At 63.9% G+C, this 14,461-nt stretch carries 13 protein-coding genes; 9 read left to right on the top strand and 4 right to left on the bottom strand.

Features of this window, described 5'->3' with window-relative positions:
* Positions 1-79 precede the first annotated feature (79 nt).
* From dusB to ntrX, 5 genes are all read left to right on the top strand, one after another.
* On the top strand, positions 80-1,075 hold the full coding sequence (dusB, locus tag RAZWK3B_RS11905) for a tRNA dihydrouridine synthase DusB (RefSeq protein WP_232279522.1): 996 nt from the start codon (positions 80-82) through the stop codon (positions 1,073-1,075).
* The gene (locus RAZWK3B_RS11900) at positions 1,072-2,160 is read left to right on the top strand and encodes a two-component system sensor histidine kinase NtrB (protein WP_007815416.1); all 1,089 of its coding nucleotides are present in this window, start codon (positions 1,072-1,074) and stop codon (positions 2,158-2,160) included. Before dusB ends, RAZWK3B_RS11900 begins: the two co-directional genes overlap by 4 nt.
* Positions 2,160-3,527, top strand: a complete 1,368-nt coding sequence (locus tag RAZWK3B_RS11895) for a response regulator (RefSeq protein WP_007815413.1) — start codon at positions 2,160-2,162, stop codon at positions 3,525-3,527. Before RAZWK3B_RS11900 ends, RAZWK3B_RS11895 begins: the two co-directional genes overlap by 1 nt.
* A 148-nt stretch (positions 3,528-3,675) precedes the next feature.
* Positions 3,676-5,880 (top strand): sensor histidine kinase NtrY-like, encoded by a 2,205-nt coding sequence (locus RAZWK3B_RS11890; RefSeq protein ID WP_007815412.1) that lies wholly within the window; start codon positions 3,676-3,678, stop codon positions 5,878-5,880.
* Between the two features lie 7 nt (positions 5,881-5,887).
* The gene (gene ntrX / locus RAZWK3B_RS11885) at positions 5,888-7,297 is read left to right on the top strand and encodes a nitrogen assimilation response regulator NtrX (RefSeq protein ID WP_037295707.1); all 1,410 of its coding nucleotides are present in this window, start codon (positions 5,888-5,890) and stop codon (positions 7,295-7,297) included.
* An 11-nt stretch (positions 7,298-7,308) separates the two neighbouring features.
* Here ntrX and RAZWK3B_RS11880 read toward each other — a convergent pair whose 3' ends face one another.
* Positions 7,309-7,848 (bottom strand): hypothetical protein, encoded by a 540-nt coding sequence (locus tag RAZWK3B_RS11880; protein ID WP_007815407.1) that lies wholly within the window; start codon positions 7,846-7,848, stop codon positions 7,309-7,311.
* 32 nt (positions 7,849-7,880) lie between these two features.
* Between RAZWK3B_RS11880 and trkA the strand changes: the two genes are divergently transcribed.
* From trkA to hflX, 4 genes are all read left to right on the top strand, one after another.
* A complete protein-coding gene (trkA, locus tag RAZWK3B_RS11875) occupies positions 7,881-9,257 on the top strand; it encodes a Trk system potassium transporter TrkA (RefSeq protein WP_007815406.1) in 1,377 nt (458 codons plus the stop codon).
* 4 nt (positions 9,258-9,261) lie between these two features.
* Entirely contained in the window at positions 9,262-10,782 is a 1,521-nt protein-coding gene (locus RAZWK3B_RS11870; RefSeq protein WP_007815403.1) for a TrkH family potassium uptake protein, read from the top strand.
* A gap of 148 nt (positions 10,783-10,930) precedes the next feature.
* Positions 10,931-11,170, top strand: a complete 240-nt coding sequence (gene hfq / locus RAZWK3B_RS11865) for an RNA chaperone Hfq (protein WP_007815402.1) — start codon at positions 10,931-10,933, stop codon at positions 11,168-11,170.
* Entirely contained in the window at positions 11,167-12,444 is a 1,278-nt protein-coding gene (hflX, locus tag RAZWK3B_RS11860) for a GTPase HflX (RefSeq protein WP_007815400.1), read from the top strand. The genes hfq and hflX overlap by 4 nt, the downstream gene beginning before the upstream one ends.
* 13 nt (positions 12,445-12,457) lie before the next feature.
* Here hflX and RAZWK3B_RS11855 read toward each other — a convergent pair whose 3' ends face one another.
* The 3 genes from RAZWK3B_RS11855 to RAZWK3B_RS11845 form a co-directional block, all read right to left on the bottom strand.
* Positions 12,458-12,793 carry a DMT family transporter gene (locus tag RAZWK3B_RS11855; protein WP_007815398.1) on the bottom strand — a complete coding sequence of 112 codons (336 nt, stop codon included), beginning with the start codon at positions 12,791-12,793 and terminating at the stop codon, positions 12,458-12,460.
* Between the two features lie 97 nt (positions 12,794-12,890).
* Positions 12,891-14,102, bottom strand: a complete 1,212-nt coding sequence (locus tag RAZWK3B_RS11850; RefSeq protein WP_007815397.1) for an MFS transporter — start codon at positions 14,100-14,102, stop codon at positions 12,891-12,893.
* Positions 14,099-14,461: a potassium channel family protein gene (locus tag RAZWK3B_RS11845; protein WP_007815396.1), complete on the bottom strand. Its 363-nt coding sequence runs from the start codon at positions 14,459-14,461 to the stop codon at positions 14,099-14,101. The genes RAZWK3B_RS11850 and RAZWK3B_RS11845 overlap by 4 nt, the downstream gene beginning before the upstream one ends.

The following is a 14,461-nucleotide window of genomic DNA, read 5'->3' as shown; positions in this document are numbered from 1 at the left end:
GATGCGTTTCAGGCCGTGGAATTATTGTTCAATGCGTGGTGAGAGGCTAGATAGGTCGAAGTGCTCAAGGATTAATCACGTGACACCGTCACCCTGTCGGACATTGCTTTCAAAGCCTGTTTTCCTCGCGCCTCTGGCGGGAATCACCGATTTGCCGTTCCGCAATCTGGTGTCGCGCTTCGGAGCGGGGCTTGTGGTGAGCGAAATGGTCGCCAGTCAGGAAATGGTGCAGGCCAAGCCGGGGGTGCGCGAACGCGCAGAGCTGGGATTCGGCATCGAGAACACCGCCGTGCAGCTTGCCGGACGCGAAGCGCATTGGATGGCCGAGGCGGCGCGCAAGGTCGCGGCGAATGGCGCAAGGATCATCGACATCAACATGGGGTGCCCTGCCAAGAAGGTCACGAGCGCCAGCGGAACCGGGGCGAGCGGATCGGCGTTGATGAAAGACCTCGACCATGCGCTGAGCCTGATCGAGGCGGTGGTGGGGGCGGTGGATATTCCGGTCACGCTCAAGACCCGGCTGGGTTGGGATGATCGGCTAATGAACGCGCCTGAGCTTGCGCGGCGGGCCGAGGGCGCAGGAATCGCGATGATCACGATTCATGGCCGCACACGGTGCCAGTTCTACAAGGGCCGGGCCGATTGGGCGGCGATCCGGGCGGTCAAGGACGCGGTGGAGATCCCGGTGATCGCGAATGGCGATATCGTCGATGCGGGCAGCGCGCGTGACGCGCTGCGCCTGTCGGGGGGCGATGGGGTGATGATCGGGCGCGGCGCGCAGGGGCGCCCGTGGCTTTTGTCGCAGGTGGCGGCGGAGTTGGCAGGCCAGCCTGTGCCGAAGGCGCCGGAGGCCGGGGATTTGGTGGATATCGTGACGGGTCATTATGACGAGATGTTGAGATTTTATGGCGAGGAGTTGGGCAATCGCGTCGCCCGCAAGCATATGGGCTGGTATCTGGACGATGCGGGAACGGGCCCCGCGTTGCGCAAGCGGGTTCTGACCAGCCGCGATCCGGGCGAGGTGTTGCGATTGCTGCCCGAGGCGCTTCGCGATGGCGAGAGGGTGGCGGCATGAATGGCCAGAACGACCCGCTTTGGATTTCGCTGCCGGTGCCTGCCTTGTTGCTGGATGCCGAGAACCGGATCACCCAGATCAACCCTGCGGCAGAAGGGTTCCTGATGACCTCGACCAAGGCGATCAACGGCGTGCCGGTCTGGGACAAGCTGATGGTGGATGCGCCGCTGGAGGAAGCGTTTGCGCGGGCGCGGGAGAATGCATCGCCGCTTTTCGTGAATGACGTGGATGTGGGCACGGGCGACCGTGCGCCGCTTCAGTGCAACCTGCAATTCGCGCCGCTGAGCGGTGAGGACGGCTTCATGCTACTGATGATCTCGCCGCGTGAATTGGCCGGGCGGGTCACACAGGGGCAATCGGTGAAGTCGGCGGCCAAGTCGGCGATCGGCATGGCGGAAATGCTGGCCCATGAAATCAAGAACCCGCTGGCGGGCATCACCGGGGCGGCGCAGCTTTTGTCGATGAGCCTGAGCAAGGACGATCTGGAGCTGACGGATCTCATCGTGAGCGAAAGCCGCAGGATCGTGGGCCTTCTGGAGCAGGTCGAGCAGTTCGGCAATGTCACGTCGCCCAAGATGCGGGCGGTCAATGTGCATGACGTGCTGGACCGGGCGCGGCGCTCGGCGATACTTGGCTTTGCCGCCGATATGACGGTCATCGAGGATTACGACCCCTCGCTGCCGTTGGCGATGGCGGACCCGGATCAGTTGCTGCAGGTCATTCAGAACCTGCTGAAGAACGCCTCGGAGGCGGCGGGTTCGGGCGGAGGCGTGATCCGGCTACACACCTATTACGAACAGTCGCTGCGGGTGCGGCGCGGCGGCGGCGGCAAATCCCTGCCGTTGCAGATCGAGGTGATCGACGACGGCCCCGGCCTGCCGCCCGACATCGCCGGTGATATTTTCGACCCCTTCGTATCGGGCCGCGAGAACGGCACCGGGCTTGGCCTTGCGCTGGCTGCGAAGATTATTTCCGACCACGACGGATGGATTTCCGTGAATTCGGCACCCGGACGCACGGTGTTTCGCATTTCCTTGCAACGCGCCCCGGACACCCTGCCAGAGACGATTGAGGAGCAAGTCTGATGGATGGCACTGTACTGGTTGCGGATGACGACCGCACGATCCGAACCGTTCTGACCCAGGCGCTGACGCGCGCGGGCTGCAAGGTGCACGCGACCTCGTCGCTGACCACGCTGATGCGGTGGGTCGGCGAGGGCAAGGGCGATGTGGTGATCTCGGATGTGATGATGCCGGATGGCAACGGGCTCGAGATGCTGCCGAAGATCGCGCAGGACCGGCCCGGCCTGCCGGTGATCGTGATTTCGGCGCAGAACACGATCATGACGGCGATCCAGGCGGAAGAGGCAGAGGCCTATGATTACCTGCCCAAGCCGTTCGACCTTCCGGATCTGATGAAGCGCACGGCGCGCGCGCTGGAATCGCGGGCAAGGATGCCGGCCTCGGCACGAAAAATCGAGGATGACCGGCCGGACGACTTGCCGTTGATCGGACGCACGGCGGCGATGCAGGCGCTTTACCGGGTGGTGGCGCGGATCATGAACACCGATCTGCCGGTGCTGGTGACGGGCGAGTCGGGGACCGGAAAATCGCTGATCGCGCGGGCGATCCATGATTTCTCGGACCGGCGCACGCTGCCTTTCGTGACGGTGTCGCCGGGGGATCTGACTGATCTGGAGGGGCCGGCGCGGATCATGGCGCGCGCCAAGGGCGGCACGATCATCCTGGACGAGGTGGCCGATCTGGATGCGGCGGCACAGGGGCGCGTGGTGCGGATGATGGATGCGCCGGGCGATCACGTGCCGCGCTTCATGGCCACCAGCCAGGCGCGGCTGTCCGAGAGGATGGACAGCGGGCTGTTGCGAGAGGATTTGTATTACCGGCTGTCGGGGGCGGTGATCGAGGTGCCGTCGCTGCGCGAAAGGGTCGAGGATATCCCGCTTCTGGCGGAGCATTTCCTGGCGCGGTCCGAACGAGAGGGCAATCCGCCGAGGCAATTGTCGGCCGGCGCCGAGGAGCTGATGCGCGCCTATAGCTGGCCGGGCAATGTGCGCCAGCTGGAGAATGCGGTGCGCCGGATCGGCCTGACCGCGCGTGCCGAAGAGATCAGCCGTTCGGAGGTGGAGGCGATCCTTGGCAACCAGCCTGCGGCGCAGCCGGTGCTGGGGCAGGGCAATGGCGAAAAGCTGGCGGCGTCGGTACAGCGGCATCTCAAGCGGTATTTCGACCTGCATGGCAATATGTTGCCGCCGCCGGGTCTTCATGGGCGAATCCTGCGCGAGGTGGAGACGCCGCTGATCGAGATCGCGCTGGATGCGACGGGCGGAAATCAGGCAAAATGTGCCGATCTGCTCGGGATCAACCGCAATACCTTGCGCAAGAAGATCAAGGATCTCGATATTCACGTGACACGCCGCCGCAAATTGATGTAAAACTGCAACAGGCTGTGGCTTTTGAGAACAGGCCGCAGGACACAAAATGTTGTGGTTCGCCCGCAGAGGCGACCCAATTTGACAGGGGCGGTGCGTGGCGGTCACTACACGCAGATGGACATGGGACCGGGTCAATCGGCTGAGGCGCATGAAGCGTCTTCAGACGCTTGCGACCTTCGGGCTGGTGGTGCTGGGGCCGGTTCTGGCGGTGCTCACTTATCTGGTGATGGGGCCGCTGGATCAGGGCGCGTCGTCGAACGTGCTGCGGATCGTTCTGCTGTCGGATCTGGTCTATGTCATCATGGTGGCGGCGCTGGTGATGCAGCGGGTGGCGCGGATGATCGCGGCTCGGCGCAAACGCTCGGCGGGATCGCGGCTGCATTTGCGGCTGACGGGTGTGTTCGCGCTGATGGCGCTGTTGCCGACCATCGCGGTCGCGGTCTTTGCGACATTGTCGGTCAATATGGGTCTGGAGGCGTGGTTTTCGGACCGGGTGGGCCGGGTGGTGGACAGCTCGGTGGCGGCAGCGCAAGCCTATGAGGAAGAGCATCGCCGCGATCTGGTGGCGGATGCGCAGGTTCTGGCCTCGGTGATCGACGCCACCAAGCGCGCCACGATGTTCATGGATGATGGCGATATCCGGCAAGTCCTGTCGCGTGGCCAGCGCGAGATCCAGCGCGGTCTGCGCGAGGCGTTTGTGATCGACGGCACCGGCGATATCCGGGCGCGCGGCGAGAGGTCGTATTTGTTCGATTATGAACAGCCGACGCAAGCGCAGATCGAACAATCGGTGGCCGAGGGCGTCGTGGTGATCCGCGACTGGGACAATAACGAGTTTCGCGCGCTGTTGCCGCTCGAGACGATCCCGGACCGGTATCTTTATGTCAGCCGCAATGTCGATGGCGCGATCCTGAACCTGCTTGACGAGACACAGGAGACCGCGCGCTTTTATGAGCAGCGCGAAAGCGAACGGGGGCGGGTCCTGTTCGAATTCGGGCTGGTGTATCTGGGCTTTGCGGTGATCCTCATTCTGGCGGCGGTCTGGCTTGGCATGTGGTTCGCCGAGCGGCTGTCGCGCCCTGTGGGGCGCTTGACCAGTGCGGCGCAGCGCGTGGGGGATGGCGATCTGGACGTGACGGTGCGCGAAGAGGAAGGCGATGACGAGATCGCCCAGCTTGGCACCTATTTCAACCAGATGACCCGGCAGCTCAAGCGGCAGCGCGAAACGCTTCTGGCCAACACCCAGCAGATCGAACGGCGCCGCAGGCTGTTCGATTCGGTGCTTGGATCGGTGTCGTCGGGGGTTGTGGGGCTGGATCCCAAAGGCCGGGTCGCCTTTGTGAACCGGGCGGCGGAACGGCTGCTGGATTGGCAGGAGGATCAGGCCTCGACGGCGTTGAGCGTGGCGGTGCCGGAGTTCGGGCCATTGTTTGAAAAACTCAAGCTGGTGCAGGGCGGCTTCGTGCAGGAAGAGGTCAAGGTGAGCCGGGGTGGGCGATTGGAAAACCTGCTGGTGCGCATGTCCACACGGCGCAGCGAATCCGGCAAGCGCGAGGGCTATGTGGTCGCGTTCGACGATGTGACCGATCTGGTGGCCGCGCAGCGGATGGCGGCGTGGGGCGATGTCGCGCGGCGCATCGCCCATGAGATCAAGAACCCGCTGACCCCGATCAAGCTGTCGGCGGAGCGCATCAAGCGCAAGTTCGGCCGTATTCTGGATGAACAGCAAGCCGCCGATCTTGAACAATTGACCGATGTGGTCATCCGGCAGACCGACGATCTGCGCCGGATCGTGGACGAATTCTCGAAATTCGCGCGGATGCCCGAACCGCAGGCCAAGCCCGAGAGCCTGACCGAGCTGGTGAGGAAAGCGGCGCTCTTGCAGGAGGCGGGACAGCCCGATGTGATCTTCGTCACCGATCTGGACGAGGATGCGCTGTGGTCGAGCGTGGATGCCACGATGATCAGTCAGGCGCTCATCAACCTGATGAAAAACGCAGGTGAGGCGATCGAAAGCCTGCAGGAGGCGGGCGCGCCCGAAGGGCATCGCCCGGAGATCCGGGTATCGACCAAGATCGAGAACGGGCAGGCGGTGCTGCGCATCGCCGACAATGGAATCGGCCTGCCGGAAGATCGCGCGCGGCTGTTCGAGCCCTATGTGACGACGCGCGAAAAGGGCACCGGGCTTGGATTGCCGATCGTCAAGAAGATTATCGAGGAGCACGGGGGCACCCTTGTGCTGGAGGATGCGCCGGCCTTTGCAAACGGCGCGCATAAAGGGGCGATGGCGGTGGTTCACCTGCCGCTGCTGAACGCCCAGGAGGACCAGGGCATTGAACGAGAAGCGGTGTGAAAACAATATGAGTGATATTCTGATTGTGGACGACGAACGAGATATCCGCGAGTTGATCGGGGATATCCTTGAGGATGAAGGCTATGGCACGCGGCTGGCGGGCAGCTCGGACGAGTGTATGTCCGCGATTGCCGCCTCGGCGCCGGCGCTGTTGATCCTCGATATCTGGCTGAAAGACAGCCAGATGGACGGGATCGACATTCTCAAGGCGGTGAAGCGCGATCACCCGGAAATTCCGGTGGTCATCATCTCGGGTCACGGCAATATCGAGATCGCGGTCGCCGCGATCAAGCAGGGCGCGTATGACTTCATCGAAAAGCCGTTCAACATAGATCAGCTTTTGGTGGTGATCCGGCGCGGCATGGAAACCAGCCGCCTGCGCCGCGAGAACCAGCAATTGAAGCGCCGCGAGACGGAGCCTGCGCAAATGCTGGGCGACAGTGCGGCGTTCCGGGCGCTGGTGTCGCAGCTGGACAAGGTGACCAAATCGAACGGGCGCGTCATGCTGAGCGGGCCTGCGGGATCCGGCAAGGAGCTGGCGGCACGCTATATCCACGCCAATTCGCAGCGCGCGGAGGCGCCTTTTGTCAGCGTGAGCTGCGCGTCGATCGAGCCGGACCGCATGGAAGAGGTGCTGTTCGGGCGCGAAACCGACGAGCGCGGCGTGGAGCCGGGGATGTTGGAAGAGGCCAATGGCGGGGTGATTTATTTCGACGAGGTGGCCGACATGCCGCCGGGCACGCAATCGAAGATCCTGAGGGTTCTGGTGGATCAGACATTCTTGCGGGTTGGCGGCAGCGAGAAGGTCGAGGTGGATCTGAGGGTGATTTCCTCGACCAGCCGTGATCTGGAGGCCGAGATCGCCGCCGACAAGTTCCGGCGCGAGCTCTATCACCGGCTGAACGTGGTGCCGATCGAGGTGCCCAGTCTTGAAGAGCGGCGCGAGGATATTCCGGGGCTTGCCGGGCATTTCATCGAGATGCTCAACCGCACGCAGGGCTTGCCGCTGCGGCGTATGAGCACCGAGGCGGCGGCGCTTTTGCAGACGATGAACTGGCCGGGCAATGTGCGCCAGCTGCGCAACATGATCGAGCGGGTGCTGATCCTTGGCGATGCGGGGGGCGAGATCAAGGCCGGCGAATTGCCGAGCGAGACCGAGGCGCCCGCCGAGGAGGGGCGCGTGGTGCTGGCGGGATCGGTGGCCACGATGCCGCTGCGCGAGGCCCGCGAGGCGTTCGAGCGCGAATACCTGCTGACCCAGATCAACCGTTTCGGCGGCAATATCAGCCGGACGGCGGAATTCGTGGGCATGGAGCGCAGCGCGCTGCACCGCAAGCTGAAGTCGCTTGGCGTGGTGACAGGCACCAAGGGCACGCGCGCCACGAGCGACGAGGACGAGCATCAGGAAGTGGGTTAGAACGCGTCAGGTCAGGGCGCAGGTGTGACCATGCGCCAATTGCCAGCCTCGGTGCGCACGGCACAGGAGCCGGGTCCGAGCGGCGGCTGAGGGCTGTCGGAGCGCAGCGTGATCCTGCCCGCGACATCGGACGAACAAGAGGGCAGTGAGATCCGGGCGTAACCCTTGTCGGCCATGCACAGGCGGGTCACATCCTCGCGTAGCGCCGCGTTGGTGTCGATGCGCTCATACTGCGAGGGGCGCAGCACGATCCGCGTCCAGACACAGGCGCCGCCGGGATGGCAGACCGGCTGCAGGATGGTGTCGGGCGGGGTGTAGCGGGTTTCGATGGCGGGCGGCACATCGCGCAGGGCCGAGACGCGGCAAGCGGTCAGATCGCGGTCCAGCCGGTCGATGGTCACGCCTTCGCGATAAAAAAGCTCGGGCGTGGCGCAGCCTGCCAGAACGACAAGACACAGCGGAAAAAGGCGGGGCGCGATCTTCATGAGGCAAGGATACATCAGCCGCCGCGGCCGGACAAAGGAATTGACCCTGCGGGGGGCATCTGTCATTCAGCGTGTCCAGACAGGATGAGGCGTGAGGCATGAAGGTCATCATCTGCGGGGCAGGTCAGGTCGGCTGGCAGATCGCCCGTCATCTTTCGGGCGAAAAGAACGAAGTCACGGTCGTGGACAACAATCCCGATCTGGTGCGCCGGGCCACGGATACGCTTGATGTGCAGGGGATTGCGGGCTTTGCCAGCTATCCCGATGTCCTGGAGCGCGCGGGCGCGCGGGACGCCGACATGATCATCGCCGCCACCTATTCCGACGAGGTCAACATGGTGACCTGTCAGGTGGCGCATTCGGTCTTTTCCATTCGTCGCAAGATCGCACGGCTGCGCAGCCAGTCTTATCTCAACGCGATCTATTCCGATCTGTACCGCCGCGATCACATGCCGATCGACGTGGTCATCAGCCCCGAGCGCGAGGTGGCCGAGGCGGCGATGCGGCGGCTGTTTTCACCTGCGGCGTTCGATACGGAGCTGTTCTTTGACGGCAAGGCGCAGCTCATGGGGTTGCGAATTGAAGAGGATTGCCCGGTTCTGAACACGCCGCTGCGGCAATTGAGCGATCTGTTCTCGACCTTGCGGGTCGTGGTGTTGGCGATCCGGCGCGAGGGACGGCTGTTTGCGCCCGAGGCGGGCGACCAGCTTTTCGAGGGGGACGAGGCCTATATTTTCGCGCCGCTCGAGGACATTCCCCGGTCGCTGGAGGTGTTCGGCAAGTCGCAGAAGAAACAGGAACGGCTGGTGATCGTGGGCGGCGGCAATATCGGGCTTGCGGTGGCGCAGGCGATGGAGACACGCGGCACGCGCACCCGCACCAAGGTGATCGAGCGCGACCGGGGCCGCGCCGAGCGCGCGGCGGATGCGCTGGAGCGCACGATCGTCCTTTACGGGGACGGTCTGGATGCCTCCTTGCTCAACGAGGCGGGTATCTCGCGCGCGGATGCGGTGCTGGCGGTCACGGATGACGACAAGACCAACATGCTGGCCGCTGTGCGCGCCAAGGCCGCCGGGTGCCCCTTTGCGATCACGCTGGTCAATGACCCGACGCTGTTGCCGCTGATGGAGCCTCTGGGGATCGATGCCTTCATCAACCCGCGCGCCACCACGGTGAGTTCCATCCTGCGCCATATCCGGCACGGCAAGGTGCGCTCGGTCTATTCCATCGGCGATGCGGAGGCCGAGGTGATCGAGGCCGAGGTCATGTCGACCTCGTCGATCGCCGGGTCGGCGGTGCGCGACATCGATTTCCCGGAAGGCGTGCTGGTGGGCGCGGTGAAGAAGGGCGACGAGATCCGCAAGCCCACGGGCGGGTTGAGGATCGAGGCAGGGGACGTGATCGTCCTGTTCGCCATGGCCGACGATGTGGCCCGGGTGGAACAGCTGCTTCAGGTTTCCATCGACTTCTTCTGATCTGATGATCGCGCGCCTTCTGACATTCCCGCTGATCCTGATCCTGGCCGGGATTGCGGCTGCCGCGATGCTGATCCCGGCGACCCATGCGCTGGTGCAGCGCGATCACAGCGTGGCGCAGGCCTTTGCCTATTCCAGCGTGCTGGGGATGACGTTGATTTTCCTCGTCGGGCTGGCACTGTCCGGGCGCCCGCGCAGCGACAACAGCGATCTGGAAAATCTGGGCTCGCTCATGCTGGCCTTGACGGGGTTGCCGCTTTTTCTGGCGCTGCCCTTCTATGAGGGGCTGGAGACGACCAGTTATCTCAATGCCTATTTCGAGATGGTGTCGTCGCTGACCACCACCGGCGCGCCGATCTTCACCGAGCCGGGACGGCTGACCGACAGTCTGCATCTGTGGCGCGGGATCGTCGGCTGGTTCGGGGGGCTGCTGATGTGGATTGCGGCCGCGGCGGTGCTGGCGCCGTTGAACCTTGGCGGGTTCGAGGTGACGGCAAGCGCCGAGCCGGGGCAGGGCGGCGGGCAGATGGAGCGCTTCGAGAGAGCCAGCTCGGCCAAGCGGCTTGCGCAGGTGACGCTCCGGCTGGCGCCGCTTTATGCCGGGCTGACGGCGGCGCTATGGCTGATGCTGATGATCGGGGGCGACCGGCCGCTCGTGGCGATCGTGCATGCCATGTCGACCATGGCGACAAGCGGCATTTCCCCGATCGGTGGCGTGCAGAACGCGCAATCGGGATTCGCGGGCGAGGCGGTGGTGTTCCTGTTCATGCTCTTTGCGCTGTCGCGGCTGACGTTTTCCTCGGACACGGTGACCGTGGCGCGGCCCGGTCTGCACAATGACCCGGAATTCCGGTTGGGCGCGGCGCTGGTGCTGGGGGTGCCGCTTTTGATTTTCGCGCGGCACTGGGTCGGGGCGTTCGATGTCGATGAGACCGAAAATCTGGCGATGGCCGGCGCGGCGCTTTGGGGGGGCATGTTCACGGTGCTGTCGTTCCTGTCCACCACCGGGTTCGAAAGCGCGTCATGGGACGAGGCAAGGGGCTGGTCGGGACTTGGGACGCCTGGGTTGATCCTGATGGGGCTGTCGATGGTGGGGGGCGGTGTCGCCACGACCGCCGGGGGCGTCAAGCTCTTGCGGGTCTATGCGCTTTATCTTAACGGCCAGCGGGAAATGGAGCGGCTGGTGCATCCCTCGTCTGTGGGGCGCGCGGGGGCGGGCAGCCGGAGGATCCGGCGCCGGGGTGCGTTCGTGGCGTGGATCTTCTTCATGCTGTTCGCGCTCTCATTGGCGCTTGTCACTTTGACGCTGGCGGGCCTTGGGCAGGATTTCGAGGAGGCGATCATCCTTAGCGTCGCTATGCTGAGCACGACCGGCCCGCTGGTGAGCGTGGCCGGCGACGCGCCGATCAACCTTCTGGTGCTCTCGCAGCCCATCAAGCTGGTGCTTTGTGCGGCGATGGTTGTGGGGCGGCTCGAGACGCTGGCGATCATTGCGCTGCTCAATCCAAGCCTGTGGAGGCGGTGACGGAATGGCCGCGCGACGGCGCGGAGCGATCACATGCAAGGATTTGATTTTTGGGCTGGAAAGTCACGTCAACGCACTCCATACTTGTATTGCGAGGGAGTGAACGTGCCGGTTCGCGGCGCAGGCAAGAACAAAGGCTTTTGGCAAAATGGCATCAGACAGACAAAATCTGCAGGACGCATTTCTGAACCAGGTCCGCAAGACCAAGATTCCAGTCACGATATTTCTCATCAATGGTGTAAAGCTTCAGGGTGTCATCACCTGGTTCGACAATTTCTGCATCTTGCTGCGGCGAGATGGGCAATCGCAGCTTGTCTACAAGCATGCGGTGTCCACGATCATGCCGTCGCAGCCGATCAGCCTTTATGAAGGCGACGAGGCCACTTGACGCTGACAGAGCGCGCAGACACCCGCGCATGGGTGTTGCATCCAGACATTCCAAACGCCGCGTCGGGCCGCGATCCGCAGCTGGCGCTTGAAGAGGCTGTGTCCTTGGGGCATGCGCTGCCGGGGCTGGATGTCGTCGGCGCGCAGGTGGTGCGTGTGCGCCAGCCGCATCCCGGAACGCTGTTCGGCAAGGGCAAGCTTGAAGAGCTGCACGCGTTGATCGACGCGCAGGAGATCGAGCTTGTGTTGATCGACGGGCCTGTGACGCCGGTGCAGCAACGCAATCTGGAAAAGGCCTGGGGCGTGAAGCTGCTGGATCGCACGGGGCTGATTTTGGAAATCTTCAGCGACAGGGCGGCCACCCGCGAGGGCGTGTTGCAGGTGGAGATGGCGGCGCTGTCCTATCAGCGCACACGGCTGGTGCGCGCCTGGACCCACCTTGAGCGGCAGCGCGGCGGGCTTGGCTTTGTGGGCGGTCCGGGCGAGACGCAGATCGAGGCCGACCGGCGCGCGATCGACGAGCAGCTGGTGCGGCTCAGGCGGCAATTGTCCAAGGTGGTGCGCACCCGCGAATTGCACCGCGCGGCGCGCGCCAAGGTGCCGTTTCCGATCGTGGCGCTGGTGGGCTATACGAACGCAGGCAAATCGACGCTGTTCAACCGCATGACGGGGGCCGATGTGATGGCCAAGGACATGCTCTTTGCCACGCTCGATCCCACCATGCGGCGGATCGAATTGCCGGGCGGCGGACCCGAGGTGATCCTGTCGGATACGGTGGGGTTCATCAGCGATCTGCCGACCGAGTTGGTCGCGGCCTTTCGCGCCACGCTGGAAGAGGTTCTGGCGGCTGATCTGATCGTGCATGTGCGCGACATCTCGCATCCCGAGAGCGAGGCGCAGGCGCGTGACGTGCGCACCATTCTGGAAAGCCTCGGTGTGCGCGACTCTATCCCGCAGATCGAGGTCTGGAACAAGATCGACAAGCTGGATGACGAGACGCGGCAGGCGGTCCTGACGCGGGCTGCGCGGCATGAGCATGTGCAGGCGCTGTCGGCGGTCACGGGCGAGGGCATGAGCGAGCTGGTAGGCGTCATCACCAGCGCGATGACCGACACGACCCAGGAAGCGCATCTGCATTTGAGGTTCGATGAAGGGCGCAAGCGCGCCTGGCTCTATGAGCGCGGATTGATCGAGGATGAACGCCAGACCGAGGACGGGTTCGATCTGACCGTGCGGTGGAGCCTGCGGCAGCAGGCGCAGTTCGAGCAGGTGTGATCGGGACGCGTCGTCAGTGCGGCGCTGTCTTGGAGAACAGCTGAATCACGACGATACCGCCAAGTATCATCGATGTGCCGATGATGGCGGGCGGATCGAGGCGCTGGCCGAAAACCACGAAACCGATGATCGCGATGAACACGATCCCCAGCCCTGACCAGATCGCATAGGCGACGCCGACGGGGATGTATTTCAGCGTAAGCCCAAGAAGATAGAGCGCGATCGCATAGGCGACGATAGCCAGAAGGGTCGGCGCAAGGCGCGTGAATTGCTGGCTGGCCTGCAGGGCGCTGGTGCCCACGGTTTCGGCCGCGATGGCGAAAATCAGCAGGATATAGACCTTGAGCATGGGCACGCCTTTCGGGGGAGGTGTCTTTGTCCAGTGCTACGCGGTTTGGTCGGAAGGTGCAATTTCCGAAGCCGGGCCGGTCTTGGCTCAAAGCGTTTCAGGCGGCCTGATCCTGCATCCGCGACAGGCGCAGCATCAACAGCCGTGCGAGCAGCACGACACAGAACACCGCCAGCAAAAGGGGCATCGGCGTGCCGTTGAACATCAGTCCCACCGGCACGGTCAAGAGCACGGCGCCCACGGTGGCGAAACAGGCGATCACACTGGCCCCCATGCCGGCGATATGGCCCAAAGGCTCCATCCCGAGGGCGTTGATATTCCCGAGCGTCAGCGCGGCATTGGCGAATACGGTGGTTTGCCAGACGATATAGAGCGGGAATTGCAGCGCCGGGGGCAGACCAAAGGAAAAGGCCAGCACCATCGCACCCGACAGAACGATCTGCAGCCCGAGCGCGCCCGATACCATGCGCTGCATCCCGAGCCGGACCACGATGGAGGCGTTGAGAAAGCTGACCGCACCGGCGATCACCGCCATGATGAAGAACCAAAAGGGAAATTCGGGCGCGCGGTCGAAGGTCACTGAGAAAATCTGCTGGATCATCGAGATCGAGCAAAAGAGCGTGGTCATGCAGAGCATCTGCACCGCAATGGCCAGCCGGACGGTGGGATTGGCCAGAACCTCGCGCATGGCGGCGACGAGGGCGGCACGCCGGAAGGGGCGGCGTTTCTCGGGGGGCAAAGGCTCGTCCAGACGCAGGGCCAGCCAAAGCGAGCAGGCCAGAGCGAACAGGATGAAGGTCAGAAAGATCGCGCGCCAGCCGAAAAGGCCGATCACCACACTGCCCGCCAGTGGCGAGACGGCGGGAACCAGTGTGAAGACCATCATCACGAAGCTCATGAGCCGGGCCATCTCGCGGCCCGAATAGAGATCGCGCACGATGGCCAGGGCCACGATGCGCGCAGCCGCCGCGCCAAGCCCCTGAACGATGCGCGCCGCGATCATGAGTTCGAGCGAGGGCGCGATCCAGGCAAGGCCTGCACCGAGGATATAGACGCCCGACCCGATCAGGATCACGCGCTTGCGTCCGAAACTGTCAGACAAAGGCCCGGTGAACAGCGTGCCGACCCCCAGCCCGAGGATGAAGGAGGTGACGACAAGCTGCGCGCGGTTGAGCGCGTCCGGCGTCAACTCGGCGCCGATGCGGGGCAGGGCGGGCAGCATGGAATCGAGCGAAAAGGCGACGGTGGCCACCAGCATCGCCATCATCGCCACGAATTCCAGCCGGCTGAGCCGGGGCTGACCGGTCATTTGTCGGGGCTTTCGGGTTCGTTTGCGGCGGGCGGGTCCTGTTCGGGGTGGTGGTGGTGGCCAAGCCGCGCGATGAGCCATTCGGTATGTTCTTCGCGTTTGCGCACGGCAAAAGCGCCAAATTGCTGGATCGCCACGGCAAAGATGCCAAGACCCACGAGGATGAAGACCGTGGTCCCGATCTTGCCCAAGGGCGTGGCGGGCACCAGTTCACCGTAGCCCACGGTCGAGAGGGTCACGACGGTAAAGAAATAGCTGTCAAGCCAGCTCCATCCTTCGACGAGGCGGAAGAAGACGGTGCCCCCGGCGATGATCATCAGCACCATGGCAATAAGCGTGAGGATCTTGAAGCCGGTCAT

The organism is Roseobacter sp. AzwK-3b (assembly GCF_000170875.1).
In the GTDB taxonomy this organism is placed as follows: domain Bacteria; phylum Pseudomonadota; class Alphaproteobacteria; order Rhodobacterales; family Rhodobacteraceae; genus Roseovarius; species Roseovarius litoreus.
This window is presented reverse-complemented; position numbering and strand designations above follow the sequence as displayed.

Bases quoted from the DNA above. Each gene is read 5' to 3' on its own strand.
- trkA (WP_007815406.1), top strand. From the start codon at position 7,881: ATGAAGGTCATCATCTGCGGGGCAGGTCAGGTCGGCTGGCAGATCGCC.
- RAZWK3B_RS11900 (WP_007815416.1), top strand. From the start codon at position 1,072: ATGAATGGCCAGAACGACCCGCTTTGGATTTCGCTGCCGGTGCCTGCC.
- ntrX (WP_037295707.1), top strand. From the start codon at position 5,888: ATGAGTGATATTCTGATTGTGGACGACGAACGAGATATCCGCGAGTTG.
- RAZWK3B_RS11880 (WP_007815407.1), bottom strand. From the start codon at position 7,848: ATGACAGATGCCCCCCGCAGGGTCAATTCCTTTGTCCGGCCGCGGCGG.
- RAZWK3B_RS11845 (WP_007815396.1), bottom strand. From the start codon at position 14,461: ATGACCGGCTTCAAGATCCTCACGCTTATTGCCATGGTGCTGATGATC.
- RAZWK3B_RS11855 (WP_007815398.1), bottom strand. From the start codon at position 12,793: ATGCTCAAGGTCTATATCCTGCTGATTTTCGCCATCGCGGCCGAAACC.
- RAZWK3B_RS11870 (WP_007815403.1), top strand. From the start codon at position 9,262: ATGATCGCGCGCCTTCTGACATTCCCGCTGATCCTGATCCTGGCCGGG.
- hfq (WP_007815402.1), top strand. From the start codon at position 10,931: ATGGCATCAGACAGACAAAATCTGCAGGACGCATTTCTGAACCAGGTC.
- RAZWK3B_RS11895 (WP_007815413.1), top strand. From the start codon at position 2,160: ATGGATGGCACTGTACTGGTTGCGGATGACGACCGCACGATCCGAACC.
- RAZWK3B_RS11890 (WP_007815412.1), top strand. From the start codon at position 3,676: ATGAAGCGTCTTCAGACGCTTGCGACCTTCGGGCTGGTGGTGCTGGGG.
- RAZWK3B_RS11850 (WP_007815397.1), bottom strand. From the start codon at position 14,102: ATGACCGGTCAGCCCCGGCTCAGCCGGCTGGAATTCGTGGCGATGATG.